At 65.2% G+C, this 16859-nt stretch carries 17 protein-coding genes; 8 read left to right on the forward strand and 9 right to left on the reverse strand.

The features are described 5' to 3' along the window. Positions 1-9: 9 nt before the first annotated feature. The gene (locus DM374_RS05675; protein WP_110968992.1) at positions 10-1017 is read right to left on the reverse strand and encodes a zinc-dependent alcohol dehydrogenase family protein; all 1008 of its coding nucleotides are present in this window, start codon (positions 1015-1017) and stop codon (positions 10-12) included. A 143-nt stretch (positions 1018-1160) separates the two neighbouring features. Between DM374_RS05675 and DM374_RS05680 the strand changes: the two genes are divergently transcribed. The 3 genes from DM374_RS05680 (at position 1161) to DM374_RS05690 (ending at position 5267) form a co-directional block, all read left to right on the forward strand. Then, positions 1161-1661: a sigma-70 family RNA polymerase sigma factor gene (locus DM374_RS05680; protein ID WP_110968993.1), complete on the forward strand. Its 501-nt coding sequence runs from the start codon at positions 1161-1163 to the stop codon at positions 1659-1661. A gap of 1 nt (position 1662) precedes the next feature. Continuing rightward, the gene (locus DM374_RS05685; RefSeq protein WP_110968994.1) at positions 1663-2610 is read left to right on the forward strand and encodes a FecR domain-containing protein; all 948 of its coding nucleotides are present in this window, start codon (positions 1663-1665) and stop codon (positions 2608-2610) included. Positions 2611-2792: 182 nt separating this feature from the next. Further along, complete coding sequence (locus tag DM374_RS05690) at positions 2793-5267, forward strand: TonB-dependent siderophore receptor (protein WP_110968995.1); 2475 nt, start codon at positions 2793-2795, stop codon at positions 5265-5267. Between the two features lie 141 nt (positions 5268-5408). Here DM374_RS05690 and DM374_RS05695 read toward each other — a convergent pair whose 3' ends face one another. From DM374_RS05695 to DM374_RS05705, 3 genes are all read right to left on the reverse strand, one after another. Next, complete coding sequence (locus tag DM374_RS05695) at positions 5409-6002, reverse strand: HAD family hydrolase (RefSeq protein WP_110968996.1); 594 nt, start codon at positions 6000-6002, stop codon at positions 5409-5411. Further along, positions 5999-6868, reverse strand: coding sequence for an acyl-CoA thioesterase II (tesB, locus tag DM374_RS05700; RefSeq protein ID WP_110968997.1), 870 nt, complete (start codon positions 6866-6868; stop codon positions 5999-6001). The genes DM374_RS05695 and tesB overlap by 4 nt, the downstream gene beginning before the upstream one ends. 76 nt (positions 6869-6944) lie before the next feature. Beyond that, on the reverse strand, positions 6945-7514 hold the full coding sequence (locus DM374_RS05705; protein WP_110968998.1) for a GNAT family N-acetyltransferase: 570 nt from the start codon (positions 7512-7514) through the stop codon (positions 6945-6947). Positions 7515-7653: 139 nt separating this feature from the next. Here DM374_RS05705 and DM374_RS05710 point away from each other — a divergent pair, with 139 nt between their 5' ends. After that, positions 7654-8568, forward strand: coding sequence for a histone deacetylase family protein (locus DM374_RS05710; RefSeq protein WP_110969116.1), 915 nt, complete (start codon positions 7654-7656; stop codon positions 8566-8568). Between the two features lie 151 nt (positions 8569-8719). After that, positions 8720-9958, forward strand: coding sequence for a TIGR03862 family flavoprotein (locus DM374_RS05715; RefSeq protein ID WP_110968999.1), 1239 nt, complete (start codon positions 8720-8722; stop codon positions 9956-9958). 57 nt (positions 9959-10015) lie between these two features. Here the strand turns inward: DM374_RS05715 and DM374_RS05720 are convergent, their stop codons facing one another. Both DM374_RS05720 and yedA read right to left on the reverse strand, forming a co-directional pair. Continuing rightward, a complete protein-coding gene (locus DM374_RS05720; protein WP_110969000.1) occupies positions 10016-11338 on the reverse strand; it encodes a DEAD/DEAH box helicase in 1323 nt (440 codons plus the stop codon). 58 nt (positions 11339-11396) lie between these two features. Next, positions 11397-12335, reverse strand: a complete 939-nt coding sequence (yedA, locus tag DM374_RS05725) for a drug/metabolite exporter YedA (RefSeq protein ID WP_110969001.1) — start codon at positions 12333-12335, stop codon at positions 11397-11399. Between the two features lie 153 nt (positions 12336-12488). Here yedA and DM374_RS05730 point away from each other — a divergent pair, with 153 nt between their 5' ends. Beyond that, complete coding sequence (locus DM374_RS05730; RefSeq protein WP_095159276.1) at positions 12489-12938, forward strand: Lrp/AsnC family transcriptional regulator; 450 nt, start codon at positions 12489-12491, stop codon at positions 12936-12938. On the opposite strand, the gene DM374_RS05735 is transcribed toward DM374_RS05730, so the two are convergent. From DM374_RS05735 to DM374_RS05745, 3 genes are all read right to left on the reverse strand, one after another. After that, positions 12935-13540 carry a 3'-5' exonuclease gene (locus tag DM374_RS05735; protein ID WP_110969002.1) on the reverse strand — a complete coding sequence of 202 codons (606 nt, stop codon included), beginning with the start codon at positions 13538-13540 and terminating at the stop codon, positions 12935-12937. The two genes, DM374_RS05730 and DM374_RS05735, sit on opposite strands and share 4 nt — an antisense overlap. 9 nt (positions 13541-13549) lie before the next feature. Beyond that, the gene (locus DM374_RS05740) at positions 13550-14029 is read right to left on the reverse strand and encodes a LabA-like NYN domain-containing protein (RefSeq protein WP_095159278.1); all 480 of its coding nucleotides are present in this window, start codon (positions 14027-14029) and stop codon (positions 13550-13552) included. A 119-nt stretch (positions 14030-14148) separates the two neighbouring features. Beyond that, complete coding sequence (locus DM374_RS05745; RefSeq protein WP_110969003.1) at positions 14149-14886, reverse strand: DUF2076 domain-containing protein; 738 nt, start codon at positions 14884-14886, stop codon at positions 14149-14151. A 137-nt stretch (positions 14887-15023) separates the two neighbouring features. Between DM374_RS05745 and DM374_RS05750 the strand changes: the two genes are divergently transcribed. Both DM374_RS05750 and DM374_RS05755 read left to right on the forward strand, forming a co-directional pair. Beyond that, complete coding sequence (locus DM374_RS05750) at positions 15024-15689, forward strand: hypothetical protein (protein ID WP_110969004.1); 666 nt, start codon at positions 15024-15026, stop codon at positions 15687-15689. A gap of 46 nt (positions 15690-15735) precedes the next feature. Beyond that, the gene (locus tag DM374_RS05755; RefSeq protein WP_110969005.1) at positions 15736-16821 is read left to right on the forward strand and encodes an endonuclease/exonuclease/phosphatase family protein; all 1086 of its coding nucleotides are present in this window, start codon (positions 15736-15738) and stop codon (positions 16819-16821) included. The last annotated feature ends 38 nt before the right edge of the window (positions 16822-16859 follow it).

Consider the following 16859-nt stretch of genomic DNA (forward strand, 5'->3'; position numbering starts at 1 on the left):
CGGCTGCCTTCAGAAGTTCAGGCAAATCTTGCCGAAGTGCTGGTTGCTCTCCTGATAGCGGAACGCCTCGACAATCTGCTCCAGCTCGAACGCCTTGTCGATCACCGGGCGCAATCCGTTGGCGTCGATGGCGCGGATCATCGCCTGCTGCTGCGCACGACTGCCCACCAGCACACCCTGCAGGCGGATCTGCCGCACCAGCGCCTGGACCAGCGGCAACTGTCCCGCCACCCCGGTGAGGATGCCGATCAGCGAGATATGCCCGCCGATGCGTACGGCGGTCATCGATTGTTCCAGAGTCGCCGGGCCGCCCACTTCGATCACGTGGTCGACGCCGCGGTTGTCAGTCAGCGCCCGCACCGTCTCACCCCAGTTCGGGGTGCTGCGGTAGTTGATGACCTCGTCGGCACCAAGGGCCTTGAGCCGCTCCAGCTTTTCGTCGCTGGACGAGGTGGCGATCACCGTGGCTCCGGCCAGCTTGGCGAACTGCAGGGCGAAGATCGACACCCCGCCCGTGCCTTGCACCAGCACCGTGTCGCCCGGTTTGAGGGAATCATCGGCCATCAGCGCGCGCCAGGCGGTCAGGCCGGCAGTGGTCAGGGTCGAGGCCTCGGCGTGGCTGAAGCCTTTGGGCGCGCGGGTGAACGAGGTCGCCCGTGCCGTCACCACTTCCCGCGCATAGCCGTCGATGCCATCGCCCGGCACCGTGGCGAAACCTTCCACCAGCGGTTCGCCATCCAGCCAGTCGGGGAAGAAGGTACTGACCACCGAATCGCCCACGGCAAACTCGCTGACACCCGCGCCCACCGCGATCACCTCGCCGGCGCCGTCGGCCATGGGAATGCGCGGCGCGGTCGGGCCCCACAGGCCGCTGACCACTGCGAAGTCGTGGTAGTTGAGGGAGTTGGCGTGCAGGCGCACGGTGATCTCGCCCGCTGCCGGGGCGGCGGCGTCGCTGTTGCCGACGCCGACCTTGTCGTAACCGCCGCCGGGTTGAACGTAAATGGCCTTGCTCATGAGTTCTCCTGAATCCAGCCGATGCGAAGGGACAGTCAAGCAGTCTTGGCCCGAGTCCGACCGGGGTCAAGCGCGCCCGCTTGCAGAATCGACCAACAGACCACAATATTGCGACTAATTATCAATTACCTCTCGCCTTCGCCATGTCCACTTCCGAACACGCCGCCCTGCATGCCCTCTACAGCGAACACAATGGCTGGTTGAAAAACTGGCTCCGCGCCCGCCTGGGCAATGCCAGCGATGCCGCCGACCTGGCGCAGGACACCTTCATCCGCGTGCTCAACGCACGCAACGCCCAGACTATCCGCGAGCCGCGCAGTTACCTCGGCTCCATCGCCCACGCCCTGATGATCGACAAATTTCGCCGACGCGCCGTTGAACAGGCGTACCTCGCCGAGCTGGCGGCGCGCCCGGAACGGGTGGTCGAATCGCCGGAAACCCGCGTTCTGATCCTGGAAACCCTGGTGGCGGTGGACACCCTGCTGGACGGCCTCGGCGAGCGCACCCGACGGATTTTCCTCGCGGTGCAGCTCGAAGGTCTGAGCTACAGCGCCGCCGCCGAGCGCGTCGGGGTGTCGCTGAACACCGTGAAGAAACACCTGGCCCGCGCCATGACCCACTGCCTGCTGCTCACGGAAGACTGACATGGCCCCGCCACTGGAACTGCACACCCTCGAAGCCGCCGCCAACTGGTACGTGCGGCTCAACGCAGGGACGCCCAACGATGCCTTGCTCAGTTCCTGGCAGGACTGGCTGGGACAGAACCCGGCCAACGCACGCGCCTGGGCGCGGGTGGAAAAGGTCCAGGCGCAGATGGGTCGATTGCCGGTAGAAGTCGCCTTGCCAACCCTCGCCGGCGTGCGCGCCCGCCGCCGTGCGGTGCTCAAGACCCTGGCGTTGCTATTGGCCGCCGGTGCCAGCGGCTGGATCGTGCAGGACAGCGCTCCCGCCCAGGCCCTGTTTGCCGGCGTGCGCACCGGCAAGGGTGAACGGCGGCGGATCGAACTGGCCGACGGCAGCCAGTTGCAGGTCAACACCGACAGCGCGCTGGACATCGACTACGACGACCAACAGCGCCTGCTGCGCCTGCACCGCGGCGAAATCAGCGTGCAGACCGCCAGCGATCCACGCGGCCGACCGTTCATCGTGCAGACCGCCGAAGGCCGCGTCCGCGCCCTTGGTACCCGATTCTGCGTGCGCAGCGATGATGGCGTCAGCCGGGTCAGCGTGCAGCAACACGCGGTGGAAATCCGCACCCATGGTCAACCGCAACAAGCCTTGCGCCTGGACGCCGGGCAGAGCGTGCGCTTCGACCATCAGTACATGGCCCTGGTCAACGCCGCCGCGCCGGGGGCCGACGCCTGGACCCTGGGCATGCTCACGGTGATCGAATGGCGCCTGGCCGACTTCGTCGCCGAACTACGCCGCTACCGGCCCGGCGTGGTGCGCTGCGCCGAGGCGGTGGCGGACCTGCGCCTGTCCGGCGCCTTCCCCGTCGATGACACCGACACCCTGCTGGAAAACCTCGGTGCGGCGCTGCCGGTCAAGGTGCGTTACCTGACCCGCTACTGGGTCAGCATCGAAGCCGCCTGAAAAATAAATTGGCTGCGGGGGTGGCCATTTTTCGTCGGTAGCACGGCTACGGAATAACGCGGCCTTCAGAGGCGATGCCGGCCCCATCGCGAGCAAGCTCGCTCCTACAGGACTTTGTGCTCGCGATGGGCTTATTGCCCAAACAACCGCCCTCCGCCCCGCCACCCCAAAAGGTATACCGCATGCCCCCGTTCTTCCCGCGAGCGTCCATCCCCCTGGTTCGTGCTGTCCGCCTGGCGCTGTTTGGCCTGCCCATGGTTTCCCTGCCGCTGCTCAGCGCCCTGCCCGGCCAGGCCATGGCACAAAGCGCCAGCCAGCAGTTCCAGGTCGCCGCGGGTCCGCTGGGCACCAGCCTGAGTTTGTTCGCCACCCGCGCCGGGATCACCCTGACGTTCGATGCCCGCCAGACCCAAGGCCGCCAGTCCGCCGCGCTGCAAGGCAACTTCAGCGTCGAAGACGGCCTGGCCCGCTTGCTGGCCGGCAGCGGCCTGCGCGCCCAGCGCCAGAGCAACGGCGGCTATGTGCTGGTCCCCGCCGGTAACGGCAGCGCCGTGGAGTTGGGCGCCACCAGCATCGATGGCCAGTGGCTTGGCGAAACCACCGAGCGCTCCGGCAGCTACACCACCGGCGTGACCCGCACCGCCACCAAACTGCCGCTGTCGATCCGCGAAACACCGCAATCGGTGACCGTGGTCACCCGCCAGCAGATGGACGACCAGGGCGCCAAGAGCATCGCCGATGTACTGCGCAACACCCCCGGCGTCGCCGGCCAGGTCTGGGACAGCGACCGCACCGAGTTCTCCAGCCGTGGCATGGTCATCACCAACTACCAGTACGACGGGGTGAACACCGTTTACGACGGTGTCTACAACGAGGGCGTGACCCAGGTCGACATGGCCACCTACGACCGCGTCGAAGTGCTCAAGGGCGCCACCGGCCTGATGACCGGCTCGGGTGATCCGTCGGCGACCGTCAACCTGATCCGCAAGAAGCCCACCGCGCAATTCCAGGCCTCGCTGACCGGTAGCGCCGGCTCGTGGGACAACTATCGCGGCGAAGGCGACATCTCCGGCCCGCTCAACGACTCGGGCAGCCTGCGCGGCCGCTTCGTCGGCGCCAAACAGGACCGCAAGGGCTACCAGGATCACTACCAGCAGGAAAAAGAAGTCTGGTACGGCATTCTCGAAGCCGACCTCAGCCCCGACACCTTGCTGACCGTCGGCATCGACCAGCAGACCACCACACCTCGCGGTACCTCCTGGACCGGCAACCCGGTGTTCTTCGCCGACGGCGGGCGTACCGATTTCTCACGCTCGTTCAACCCCGGCGCCGATTGGAGCCGCCGCGACTTCCAGAGCCGCACCTACTTCGCCAGCGTGGAACAGGCACTGGCCAACGACTGGACGCTCAAGCTCAGCCTCAACCAGATGCAGTCCGACCACGACACCCGCCTGGCCTCGGCCAGCGGCGGCAACCCGGACCGCGCCACGGGCGACGGCATGTTCTTCTACTGGGGTCGCTGGGAAGGCCATCGCGTGCAGAACAGCGCTGACCTGAGCCTGTCCGGACCGTTCAGCCTGTTCGGCCGCGAGCATGATCTGGTGGTCGGCTTCAACAACTCGACCTCACGCCAGACCGGCGCCACCTACGACACCAGCCTGTTCGCCATGGTCCCCGGGAGCATCTACGACTGGCAGGGCGATATCGACCGTCCGGTATTCCCGAAGAACGGCAAGTACGAGCAGAACAAACGGCAGAACGGCGCCTACATCGCCACCCGCCTGAAGCCGGCGGACGACCTGTCGGTGATCCTCGGCACGCGGGTCAGCAACTTCAAGTACGACGATGACTACAACTACGACGGCCTCAACCCGGTGTTCCAGGACAGCCAGGCCAGTTATGAACAGCATGGCGTGGTCACGCCTTATGCCGGTGTGGTCTACGACCTCGATGACACCTGGTCGGTGTACGCCAGCTACACCTCGATCTACCAGCCGCAGACCAACAAGGACATCAACGGCGCGACCCTCGATCCGGTGGAAGGCGACAGCTACGAGACCGGGCTCAAGGCCGCGTTCCTTGGCGGCAAACTGAACGCCAGCCTGGCGCTGTTCCGCATCGAGCAAGACAACGTCGCCGAGTCGATCGGCACTAACCCTGTGACCAACGAAGGCATCTACAAATCCACCGACGGCGCCACCACCAAAGGGCTGGAGCTGGAAGTGGCCGGCGAGCCGCTGGAGGGCTGGAACATCAGCGCGGGCTACACCTATGCCCGCACCCGCGACGCTGATGAGCAACGCATCTTCGGCTTCCCGATGACCACCACCATGCCTGAGCACCTGGTCCGCCTGTTCACCACCTACCGCCTGCCGGGCGCATTGGAGAAGGTCACCGTGGGTGGCGGGGCGAGCTGGCAGAGCGCGTTCTACGGCAATATCTGGAATCCGGTGCTCAACGACTACAGCCGCATCAAACAGGGTGGCTACACCTTGGTGGACCTGATGAGCCGCTACCAGTACGACGAGCACCTGAGCTTCACGCTCAATGCCAACAACGTGCTGGACAAGCGCTACCTGAGCGGGCTGGGGAACTTCGATACCACCTATTACGGTGAGCCGCGCAATGTGATGGTGACGACGCGCTGGGAGTTCTGAGGCCCCGGGGGCCGCTTTGCGGCCCATCGCTGGCAAGCCAGCTCCCACAGGGTCCGGGGCGCACCTCAGATCCTTGTGGGAGCTGGCTTGCCAGCGATGAGGCCATCAATAACTACAGAATGAAGTGGACAGATCCCGCCGTCAGCCCGCCAACAAACGCTGCAACGCCCGGCAATCCGCCGCATGCCAGTCCGTCAGTTCCGGCCAGGGATTATCCGGCAGGTTCACCAGCACCGTGCGGGTTCCAGCGGCGCGGCCGCAGTCGAGGTCGAAGCGGTAATCACCGACCATCACCATCCGCGCCGGCGCCACATCCCAGGCCTCGGCCAGTTTCAACAAACCGCCCGGATGCGGTTTCGGCGGCGCTTCGTCGCGGCCCAGCACGCTGTCCGCCGCAAAGCAGTCGGCCAGGCCAATCGCTTCCAGCGTCACATGCGCCAGCTCCCGCGCATTGCGGGTCAGGATGCCGAGTTGATAACCGCGCGCCGCCAGGTCCCGCACCAGCTCCACCGCGCCCGCCGCCGGTTTCGACGCAATCGCCAGGTCCCGCTCATGCTCCAGCAACCACGCATGCTTGACCTGGGCTTCCTGCGCCGGCAACGCGGCGAGGTGGGTGAGGATGTCGTCTTCGGGGGGAATGCCCAGCGCTTCGCGGATTGCCGCGAAATCATGCACGGCCACCGTCAGGGTGCCGTCCATGTCGAACACCCAGTGACGAATCTCGGCGAGGCTCATGTCCAGTCCTTGCGGTGGCGAATCAGCCCTTCCTGACACGACGACGCCACCAACTGCCCCGCGCGGTTGAAGATGCTGCCGCGGGAGAAACCACGGGCATTGCCGGCCCACGGGCTGTCCATCGCGTACAGCAACCACTCGTCCGCACGCAGGTTGCCGTGGAACCACAGCGCGTGGTCGAGGCTGGCGATCTGCATGTCCTTGTGCCACACCGATTTGCCGTGGGGCATCAGCGAGGTGGTCAGCAGGCCAAAGTCGGAGGCGTAGGCCAGCATGTACTTGTGCAGGGCCTGGGAGTCGGGAAGCGTGCCGTCGGCGCGGAACCAGACGTACTTCACCGGATCGCCGGGCTTGGGATTGAAGGGGTCTTTCTCGGTGATCGGGCGCACTTCGATGGGCTTGGCGCACAGCAGCTTGTCGTGAATGTGCTCGGGGAGCTGGTCGGCCATGGCCCGGGCCAGTTCCACTTCCGATGGCAGATTTTCCGGGCCGACCACGTCGGGCATCTGGCCCTGGTGCGAGAAGCCTTCTTCGTCGTACTGGAACGAGGCGCTGCAGGTGAAGATCGGGTTGCCCTTCTGGATCGCCGTCACTCGCCGGGTGCTGAAGCTGCCGCCGTCACGCACGCGGTCCACCGAGTAGACCACCGGCATGGTCGCGTCGCCCGGACGCAGGAAATAGCCATGCAGAGAGTGCACGTGGCGCGCCTCTTCGACCGTCTGGCTGGCGGCCGACAGCGACTGGCCGAGCACCTGGCCACCGTAGAGCTGACGAAAGCCCAAGTCCTGGCTACGGCCGCGGAAGAGGTTTTCCTCTATCGCTTCCAGACTCAACAGATCGACCAGATCGTCCAACACGTGGCTCATTCGAGATTCTCCAAAGCAGGGCGCAAGGCGGCAAATGATACAGGATCTGTCATTACTGGCCTGTATGTTCGCTGATTCAGCCGCGCAAGGTGGACCGCCACTGGTCGCGGTCGATGCGGTACAGCACGTGGGGACGCAGCGGATGGCCGGTTTCGACTTTCGGGTGTTCGAAGTCGCCGGCAGGGTCGGCCTGCATGCCGATGGCCTGCATCACCTTCTGCGACGCGAGGTTGTCGCGGCTGGTGAACGACACCACTTCTTCCAGGCCCATCTGGGCAAAGGCGCAACGCAGAGAGGTCCAGGCCGCCTCGCTGGCGAAGCCCAGGCCCCAGTGACGCCGGGCCAGGCGCCAGCCGATTTCCACCGCCGGGGTGAAATCGGCGTCGAAACTGACGTTGGTCAGCCCGGTCATGCCGATGAAGGCGCCCGTATCCTTGCGCTCCAGCGCCCAGAGGCCAAAGCCGTACTCGGCGAAATGCCCGCGGATCCGCCCGATCAGCGCGGCGCTCTCCAGCCGGGTCAGGGGCGCGGGGAAATAGCGCATCACCTGCGGGTCGGCGCACAGGGCAGCGAACTCCTTCAGGTCATCGTCCTGCCACTGACGCAGCAGCAAGCGCGCACTTTCCAGTTCAAGTATGGGGGTCATCAGCGCCTCCAGAATCCACGGCCTCGCATTCTACAGCGTAGGCAGGCAATGCTGGCCCTGCATGGCCATCATCGCCCGGCGCTGGCGCACCTCGCCGGGCAACTGGCAAGATCGGCCGATCTCCACAAGCGGACCCACCATGCGCCTGCCTCTTGTCTATCACGACGACTACAGCCCGGAATTCCCTGCCGAACACCGCTTTCCCATGGACAAGTTCCGCCTGCTGCACGACCACCTGATCGACAGCGGGCTGACCACCGACGCGGCGCTGCTGCGGCCGGAAATCTGCCCCAGCGACATCCTCGCCCTGGCCCATGACCGCAGCTACATCGAACGCTACCTGAACGGCGACCTGTCCCGCGAGGACCAGCGCCGCCTCGGCCTGCCCTGGAGCGAAGCCTTGGCCCGGCGCACCGTGCGCGCAGTGGGCGGCTCCCTGCTGGCGGCGGAACAGGCGCTGCAACACGGCATCGCCTGCCACCTGGCCGGCGGCACCCACCATGCCCATTACGATCATCCGGCCGGCTTCTGTATCTTCAACGACCTGGCGGTGATCAGCCATTACCTGCTGGAGGCCGGCCGGGTTCACCGGGTGTTGATCTTCGACTGCGACGTGCATCAGGGCGACGGCACCGCGCGGATTCTCGAACACACGCCAGACGCCATCACCGTCTCGCTGCACTGCGAGCAGAACTTCCCCGCGCGCAAGGCCCGCAGCGACTGGGACATTCCGCTGCCCCGTGGCATGGGCGACGCCGACTACCTGAAGGTGGTGGACGATGCGCTGAACTACCTGCTGCCGCTCTACCAGCCAGACCTGGTGCTCTACGACGCCGGCGTCGACGTGCACAAGGACGACGCTCTCGGCTACCTGCAACTCACCGACGAAGGCCTGGCCGCGCGGGATACCTGCGTGCTGCGCCACTGCCTGGGCCGCGATATCCCGGTGGTGGGCGTGATCGGCGGCGGCTACAGCAAGGACCGCGAAGCCCTCGCCCGTCGCCACGGCATCCTCCACCACAGCGCGCAACGGGTGCTGGATTACCCACAATGACTGTGGAACCGCTTGTGGATAACCTGAGCGAAAGCCCGTTTGGCCCTTTGAAACCGGGCACGCGCGGCACTTGATCGTTTTTTGTACAGTGCCGCCTGTGACTCACCTCGGGTAGAATGGCCGGCTCTTTTATCCCCAGCCTGCCGCCACCATGACCGATACCCCCGCCACGCCCTCCGCCCACGTTGCCATTATCGGCGGCGGCCCCGCCGGCCTGATGGCGGCGGAAGTCCTCAGTCTGGCCGGGGTTCGGGTCGATCTGTACGACGCCATGCCCTCGGTGGGGCGCAAGTTTCTCCTGGCCGGCGTCGGCGGCATGAACATCACCCATTCCGAGCCCTACCCCGCCTTTATCTCCCGCTACGCCGAGCGCCGCGAAGATATCGCGGCGCTGCTGCAAGGCTTCGACGCCGACGCGCTGCGCGCCTGGATTCACGGCTTGGGCATCGACACCTTCGTCGGCACCTCAGGCCGGGTTTTCCCCAGCGACATGAAAGCCGCGCCCCTGCTACGCGCCTGGCTCAAGCGCCTGCGCGACGCCGGCGTAGTTATCCACACCCGCCATCGCTGGCTGGGCTGGAATGACGATGGCGCGCTGCGGATCGGTTATCCACAGGGCGAACTGGCGGTAAAACCCGACGCGGTGATCCTCGCCCTCGGCGGCGGCAGTTGGGCCCGGCTGGGCTCGGATGGCGCCTGGCTGCCGCTGCTGGCTGAACGGGGTGTGGATATCTCGCCTTTGCAGCCGGCCAACAGCGGTTTCGAAGTGGCAGCGTGGAGCGACCTGCTGAAACAGAAATTCGCCGGCGCACCGTTGAAGAACATCGCCCTCAGCTTGCCCGGCCAGGCGCCACGCCTGGGTGAATTCGTGCTGACCGAAGGCGGCGTCGAAGGCAGCCTGGTGTATGCCTGGTCGGCGCAGGTCCGCGAGACCATCAACCGCGACGGCAGCGCCACCCTGCTACTGGACCTGCTGCCAAACAAGCCTGTGGATAAAATTGCCGCCGCGCTGAGCAAGCCACGTGGGTCGCGCTCCATGGCCAAACATCTGCACGGCCAGTTAGGCCTGGACGGCGTGAAAGCGGCGCTGCTGCGGGAGTTGACCGGGCCGGAGGTGTTCGCTGACCCGCAACGACTGGCGGCGGCGATCAAGGCGTTGCCCATAGTGGTCGTGCGGCCGCGACCGCTGGATGAGGCGATCAGCAGTGCTGGCGGGGTGAAGTTCGAAGCACTGGATCAGGGCTTGATGCTGAAGCAGGTGCCGGGGGTGTTCTGTGCCGGCGAGATGCTGGACTGGGAGGCGCCGACGGGGGGGTATTTGCTGACGGCGTGTTTTGCCAGTGGGCGGGTGGCGGGGTTGGGTGTGCTGGGGTGGCTGGAAAACCGGTGATTTTCGATTGATTGTTCCGGCCTCATCACGGGCAAGACGCGATGAGGCCTGAACGAACTAAGGCTTACGCTTCTTGGGCCCGGTATTGAACGCCGGCACCTTGCGCACCGTCTTCGCCGGCACCGGCGCATCGCCGCTGTCGGTCCAGCGCCCGAGGCTGCCTTTCGCGCCGCTCTGCTTGGGCTTCTTCGGTTTCTTCGGCTTTTTCAGGATCTGCCCACTGGCATCGGTCTCCGGTACCCGGTGATCCGGCTCGAAATCCGGCTCCATATGACGCGGCAAGGTCTTGCGGGTCAGGGTTTCGATTGCCGAAAGCAGTTGCACTTCATCAGCGCAGACCAGAGAAAGCGCTTCGCCGGTATTGCCCTTGCGGCCAGTGCGACCAATGCGGTGGATGTAATCCTCGGCCACGATCGGCAAATCGAAGTTCACCACCAGCGGCAGGTCATCGATATCCAGGCCCCGCGCCGCGACGTCGGTGGCGACCAGAATCTGGGTTTCCCGCGCCTTGAAACTGTCCAGCGCGCGCTGGCGGGTTGCCTGCGGTCGATCACCGTGGATGCCGTCGGCATTGATGCCCAGGCCGACCAGACGCTCGACCAGTTGATCCACACCATTACGGGTCTTGGCGAACACCAGCACCTGGCTCCAGCGCTGCTTGCGTAGCAGGTGGCAGAACAGCTCGGTCTTGCGCTTTTTATCCACAGGCACGATCCACTGCTTCACCGTGCTCGCGGCGACGTTGCGCGGGCTGACTTCGATGCTCAGCGGGTCGTTGAGCATCTGCCCGGCCATCAGGCGGATTTCGTCGGAAAAGGTCGCGGAGAACAGCAGGGTCTGGCGCTTGGCCGGCAGCGCGGCGTAGATCGAACGCAGCTCTTCGGCAAAACCGAGATCAAGCATGCGGTCGGCTTCGTCCAGCACCAGCGCCTGGAGCTGGTTGAACTTCACCGCGTTCTGGCGGAACAGGTCGAGCAGGCGGCCGGGTGTCGCCACCAGCAAGTCGATGCCCTTGCGCAGTTTCATCATCTGCGGGTTGATGCTGACGCCGCCGTATACCGCGTAGGTGCGCAGCGGCAGGTGCTCGGCGTATTCGCTGATGTTGGCGTGAACCTGCTCGGCCAGTTCGCGGGTTGGCACCAGCACCAGGGCGCGGACCGAGTTGCTGGCGACCTGGGCGCCTTCCATCGTCAGGCGCTGCAGCAGCGGCAGGGCAAAACCGGCGGTCTTGCCGGTGCCGGTCTGGGCCGCGGCCATCAGGTCGCGACCGGCCAGCACGGCGGGGATGGCCTCGGCCTGAACCGGTGTCGGGGTGTTGTAGTTCAGGCCTTCGAGGGCGCGCAGCAGCGGTTCGATCAGGCCGAGTTTGGCGAATGTCATGGAAATACCGTCAGGGGATTCGTGCAATGGCGCGAAGTTTACCCTGTTCGGCCGCGGATCACCGAGTTCCGGACATCTCGCCCTTCAACACTTCGGGGGCCGGCGCCGTCACCACCGGTGCCCTGCGCCACTGCGGAATGCCGATCAGCACCACCGCGCCGATGATCACCGCCATCGCCAGGCATTCCTCGGCGCCGATCTGCTCGCCGGCAAAGGCGATGCCCAGCAGCACCGCCACCGCCGGGTTGACGTAGGCGTAGCTGGTGGCCGCCGCCGGGCGCACGTGCTTGAGCAGGTACATGTAGGCGCTGAAGGCCAGGATCGAGCCGAACACCACCAGATAGGCCAGCGCGCCCCAGCCGGCGGCGGTGGGCATCTGGGTCATGCGTTCACCGCTGAACGCGCTCGCCGCCAGCAAGGCCACGCCGCCCACCAGCATTTCTGCGGCACTGGCCATCGGACCTTGGGGCAGCGGCAGGCTCTTGCTCCACACCGAGCCGAACGCCCAGGACGCCGCCGCGAACAGGATCAGCGCCGCACCCAGCGGACTGGCCTGCAGGTTCGAACCGAGGTTGAGCAAGCCAATGCCGAGCAGCCCGAGAAAGATCCCGGCCCATTCCAGACGGGTATTGCGGTGCCCGAAGAACAGTCCGAACAGCAAGGTGAACAGCGGCACCGTGGCCACCGCCAGCGCCGCGACGCCGGAAGCGACGCCCGCGTGCTCGGCCACCGTCACCCCGCCGTTGCCGCAACTGAGCAAAAGCACACCGATCATCCCCGCCGCCTTCCACTGTTGCCAGGTCGGCGCCGGCACCCCGCGCCAGCGCAGGAAACCGTAGAGCAGCGCCCCCGCAACCACGAAGCGCACACCCGCCATCAGCATCGGCGGCCACGACTCGACACCGATGCGAATGGCCAGGTAGGTGGACCCCCAGACCAGATAGAGGGCAAGGAACGCACCGATCAATAACCAGGGAAAACGACGGGAGGCAGGCATGGGGGGCTCGAATTTGAGTTGTTGTGGCGTTAGTTTAGAAAGCTTCAACGGCAAAATTAAGTTTCAAAAAACGCTTATCGAGCACCAGGACTTTCGAAAAAACGGATCTTTCAGGTGTTTCCCTTTGTTTCCACAAGGCCCTTTGCAAACCCCATGGACAAGTACGATCGCATGCTTCTCGCCGCCCTTCTGGAAAACGGCCGCGCCTCTTTCGCCCAACTGGCGCGCACGGTCAATCTCTCGGCACCGGCGGTGGCCGAGCGTGTGGCGAAGCTGGAAGCCAGCGGGGTGATTACCGGTTATCAGGCCAAGGTCGACATGAGCAAGATCGGCCTGCCGATCCAGTGCGTGATCGAACTGCGCCTGGCCAGCCACGGCAATCAGCAGGCGTATGAAGCGCTGACGCAGATTCCCCAACTCACCGAATGCCACCGGGTCACCGGCGATCCCTGCGTGATCATGCAGGCGGCGGTGGGCTCGATGCCGGAGCTGGAAGAGCTGATCAACCGCGTGGCGCAGTTCGGTTTCAGCAAGACCTCGATCATCCTCTCCAGCGCCGTCGAGCGGCGGGTGCCGCTGGGGCAACTGGAGAAAAAGGCTTAGCGGTATTTACTCAAGGCGTCGCGGATTTTCGCGGCGGGGACTTTCTGCAGGCGGCACAGGAATGAGTGAGACAGCTCCTGCACACCGTGGGTCTGGCGTAGCTCGCCGACCAGATGTTGCAGCAGGTTGGCGGCCATCTCGGCGTCGGCCATGGCCCGGTGCGCGGTGCCGGTGTCCGGCAGACCGGCCCAGCGGGTCAGGGTGCCGAGCTTGTGGTTCGGCGCTGCGGGCAGCAGGCGCCGCGACAACAACAGCGAACAGGCGAACGACTGGTTGCGGCTACGACCGATGCGGCTCAGTTCGTAGTCCCAGAACTTCTGGTCGAAAGCGGCGTTGTGCGCCAGCAGCGGCGTGTCGCCGACGAATTCGGCGACTTCGTTCATCACCTGATTGACCGGCGGGGCGCTGCGCAGCATCGCCGTGTTGATCCCGGTCAGCGAGGCAACGAAGGCCGGCACCGGCACGCCGGCATTCATCAGGCTCTGGTAGCGCTCGACGATGCGCCCCTGCTCCAGCATGACCACCGCCACCTCGGTGGCGCGGCAGCTCGCACCGGGGGTGATGCCGGTGGTTTCAAAGTCGATGACAGCGATACGTTCCACGAAAAAACCTCAATGCTTGAGCAAAAGCGCGCCGTCGATGGGCACATAGCGAGTGGCGGCGCGGATCAGCGAATTCGCGGTCAATCCCGGCACGCCGTAGGCCACGGCCTCGACGCCATGGCGCTGAATGATGCGCTCCAGCAGCAGGTCGAAATCGCCGTCGCCGGACGCCAACACCACCTGATCGACCCGGGCGGCGGCGTCCACCACATCCAGGGTGATGCCCACGTCCCAGTCGCCCTTGGCCGAGCCATCGCTGCGCTGGATATAAGGTTTGAGCTTGACGGTGAAACCGAGGTTGCGAAGGATCTGCTGGAATTGCTGCTGCTTGCTGTCGCCACGGTCGATGGCGTAGGCGAAGGCCTCGACGATCTCGCCATCACGGCTGACGTCGGCCCAGAAGGCGGCGTAGTTGAAATGACAACCATAGGCCTGGCGGACGGTGTAGTAGAGGTTCTGGACATCGACGAACAGCGCGATTTTCTTCACTTCCACCTCCTTTCACACCGGGTTTGAGCCAACAAAGGCGCCCAGTATGCCGCCCTTGGAGGGCAATCGCGAGCAAGCTCGCTCCTACGGGTACCTCGTAGGAGCGAGCTTGCTCGCGATCAGACGTAATCGTCGTCAGAGAAGAAGCCGCCACCGTCGTCGTTGTAACCGGTGTCGGTGAAGCCCGCGTCGTTGCCGTTATCGGCGGTATAGCGCTGGTTGTCATCATTCCAGCCGCCGTGATCACTGGTCGGCGCCGGCTCTTCCTTGATGACTTCGACAATCTCTTCCGGCTGCGAATTGTGGTGGAACAGGCTGCTGATGCCTTGCGCCAGCATCACGCCTCCGGCAACGCCGGCCGCAGTCTGCAACGCGCCGCCGAGGAAGCTGCTGGCACCACTGCGGGCCGGAGCCGTCTGGGGCGCTGGCGCAGGTGGCGCGCCCCAGTTGGATTGCGCAGCCGCACCGCCACCGCTGCCCGGCCCATCACGCCAGCCGCCACCACTCGATGGAGCCGGCGCAGCCGCCGGCTGGCTCGGCGCCGGACGGACACCGGAACCGAAGATGCTCGACAGGAAACCACCACTGCTCTGCTGCGCCGGCGCACTCGCGGCGGCGGCCTGGGCCTTTGCCTGGGCCAATTCGGTCTGCAATTGCCGGTTCTGCTCGTCGAGGCGCTTGATCGCGGCCTCCTGGACCAGGATCGCCTGAGCCATGTAGTACGGCGCGGCGGCGTATTGCTGAACAAGGCCCGCGATATGGGCCTGTGCCTGGGCATCCCGCGGTGCGCCTTCGGCCTCGGCCTGACGCAGCCTGGCGAACAGACCATCGATCAGGGTTTGTTCTTCGTGATTCATGACGCGACCTCTCTAGTACGGTTGCAGTGAACATGAAGACAAGCATCGCCAATTCAATGCGACACCGGCATGAAACTTTGTTCAGATTCGGCCCCTGCGCTAAAGTGGCCGCTTGCTTTGGACTTCGAAAACGACCCATGAATCCGCTCAGTGTTTTGCGTGACTCGCTGTATTTCTTCCGCCGCCACCTGATCAGCATCGCCGGCCTGTGCCTGCCGCTGGTGATCATCGAGGCGCTGTGCACTCAACTGCTCTACGGCCAGTTGGGCGATGACGCCTCGCCGGCCTACGGCCTGTTGGTGGGGTTGCTGTTCTACCCGCTGTACAGCGGCGCCCTGATCCTTTACCTCGACGCCCGCAGTGACGGCCACGAGCCGCTCAAGCGCAACCTGCTGGCCCGCGCCCTGCAGTTGTGGCCGTCTTTCGCCCTGCTGGTGCTGCTCAGCTCGCTGCTGATCATGGCGGGCATCTCGCTGTTCATCCTGCCCGGCATCTGGGTGATGACCAACCTGGTGTTCGCCGAGTACCTGCTGGTGTTGCAAGGCCGCGCGCCGATCGCCGCCATGCGCGAGAGCTTCCAGATGGTCAACGGCCACTTCTGGCGGATTCTGGTGTGCATGCTCGGGGTCATGGCGCCGCTGTGGCTGTTCAACGGCCTCACCCTGGCGCTGCTGCCCGAGCAGGTCAGCCCGGTGCTGGAGCTGTTGGTGAATGTGGTCAACAGCTTCGTGCAACTGTTCAGCACGGTGGTGCTGTTCCGTCTGTTCATGCTGATAAGCGAGTCCACCCCGGCGCGTTCCTGAGCCCCGGGGCTATGCTCAATCGTCACTCCCGACCTTGCCGAGCCCGATGACCCGACTACTGCGCAACACCCTGCTGATACTGCTGTTGATTGCCGTCCTGCTATGGCTGCTGGCCTGGCAGGCGAGTTGGCGACCGGAGCCGGAAGAAGCGCTGCCGGTGGCTTGCACCGCTCCGGCCAAGCCGCTGGCGCCGGGTCAGCAGCTCAAGGTGATGAGCTGGAACGTGCAGTACCTGGCGGGCAAGCGCTATGTGTTCTGGTATGACGAGGCCAAGGGCAGCGACCGCCGTCCTACCGAACAGGACCTGGCCGTCAACCTCGATGAAGTGGCGCGGGTGATCCGCGCCGAGCAGCCGGACATCGTCCTGCTCCAGGAGCTGGACAACAACGCCAAGGCCAGCGACTACCAGGACCAGTTGGCGCTGTTGCGCGAACGCCTCGCCGACCTCTACCCCTGCGCCGTCCAGGCGTACCAGTGGAAAGCCGAATTCGTCCCCGACTGGCATATCGCCGGCAGCGTGGGCCGCACCCTCGCCACCCTCAGCCGCTACCCGATCCAGCAGGCGCAGCGGATCCAGCTGCCGCTGGCGTCCGACAACCTCCTCAGCCGTTTGCTCCAGCCGCAACAGGCGGTGCTGGTGAGTTACCTGCCGCTGCGCGAGGGCGGTCAGTTGGCGGTGCTCAACACCCAACTGGCGCCGCATGAACCGGGTAGCGATGTGCAGGCGCGCCAGATCGCCGAACTGGAGCGATTGCTCGACCAGTTCGAACGCCAGGGCACGCCATGGTTGATCGGTGGGGATTTCAATCTGCTGCCGCTGGGGCAGTACCGGCGATTGAAGCCGGAACAGCGCCAGTTCTATTCGGCGGACAGTGAACTGCATGTGCTGTGGGACAAATACCCGATGATCCCCGGCAATGCCGAAGCCACCGGCGCCGAGCGTTCGGCATGGCTGACCCACTTCCCCAATGACCCGCAACTGGACGGGCCGGACCGGACGCTGGATTACCTGCTCCACAGCCCGAAACTGCGGCGGGTGAGTGCGCAGGTGTTGCAGCAGGACACGTTGGAGATCTCCGATCATTTACCGGTGACGGCGCGGCTGTTGTTGCCGATGCCGCCGGAGCAGTGATCCTTCGCAACGGTTCGGCGCGATAGCGTCGAACCGTC

The sequence above is a fragment of the Pseudomonas huaxiensis genome (genome assembly GCF_003231275.1).
In the GTDB taxonomy this organism is placed as follows: domain Bacteria; phylum Pseudomonadota; class Gammaproteobacteria; order Pseudomonadales; family Pseudomonadaceae; genus Aquipseudomonas; species Aquipseudomonas huaxiensis.

Coding starts and splice junctions, on each gene's coding strand:
- DM374_RS05675 (WP_110968992.1), bottom strand. CDS start 1,017: ATGAGCAAGGCCATTTACGTTCAACCCGGCGGCGGTTACGACAAGGTC.
- DM374_RS05680 (WP_110968993.1), top strand. CDS start 1,161: ATGTCCACTTCCGAACACGCCGCCCTGCATGCCCTCTACAGCGAACAC.
- DM374_RS05685 (WP_110968994.1), top strand. CDS start 1,663: ATGGCCCCGCCACTGGAACTGCACACCCTCGAAGCCGCCGCCAACTGG.
- DM374_RS05690 (WP_110968995.1), top strand. CDS start 2,793: ATGCCCCCGTTCTTCCCGCGAGCGTCCATCCCCCTGGTTCGTGCTGTC.
- DM374_RS05695 (WP_110968996.1), bottom strand. CDS start 6,002: ATGAGCCTCGCCGAGATTCGTCACTGGGTGTTCGACATGGACGGCACC.
- tesB (WP_110968997.1), bottom strand. CDS start 6,868: ATGAGCCACGTGTTGGACGATCTGGTCGATCTGTTGAGTCTGGAAGCG.
- DM374_RS05705 (WP_110968998.1), bottom strand. CDS start 7,514: ATGACCCCCATACTTGAACTGGAAAGTGCGCGCTTGCTGCTGCGTCAG.
- DM374_RS05710 (WP_110969116.1), top strand. CDS start 7,654: ATGCGCCTGCCTCTTGTCTATCACGACGACTACAGCCCGGAATTCCCT.
- DM374_RS05715 (WP_110968999.1), top strand. CDS start 8,720: ATGACCGATACCCCCGCCACGCCCTCCGCCCACGTTGCCATTATCGGC.
- DM374_RS05720 (WP_110969000.1), bottom strand. CDS start 11,338: ATGACATTCGCCAAACTCGGCCTGATCGAACCGCTGCTGCGCGCCCTC.
- yedA (WP_110969001.1), bottom strand. CDS start 12,335: ATGCCTGCCTCCCGTCGTTTTCCCTGGTTATTGATCGGTGCGTTCCTT.
- DM374_RS05730 (WP_095159276.1), top strand. CDS start 12,489: ATGGACAAGTACGATCGCATGCTTCTCGCCGCCCTTCTGGAAAACGGC.
- DM374_RS05745 (WP_110969003.1), bottom strand. CDS start 14,886: ATGAATCACGAAGAACAAACCCTGATCGATGGTCTGTTCGCCAGGCTG.
- DM374_RS05750 (WP_110969004.1), top strand. CDS start 15,024: ATGAATCCGCTCAGTGTTTTGCGTGACTCGCTGTATTTCTTCCGCCGC.
- DM374_RS05755 (WP_110969005.1), top strand. CDS start 15,736: ATGACCCGACTACTGCGCAACACCCTGCTGATACTGCTGTTGATTGCC.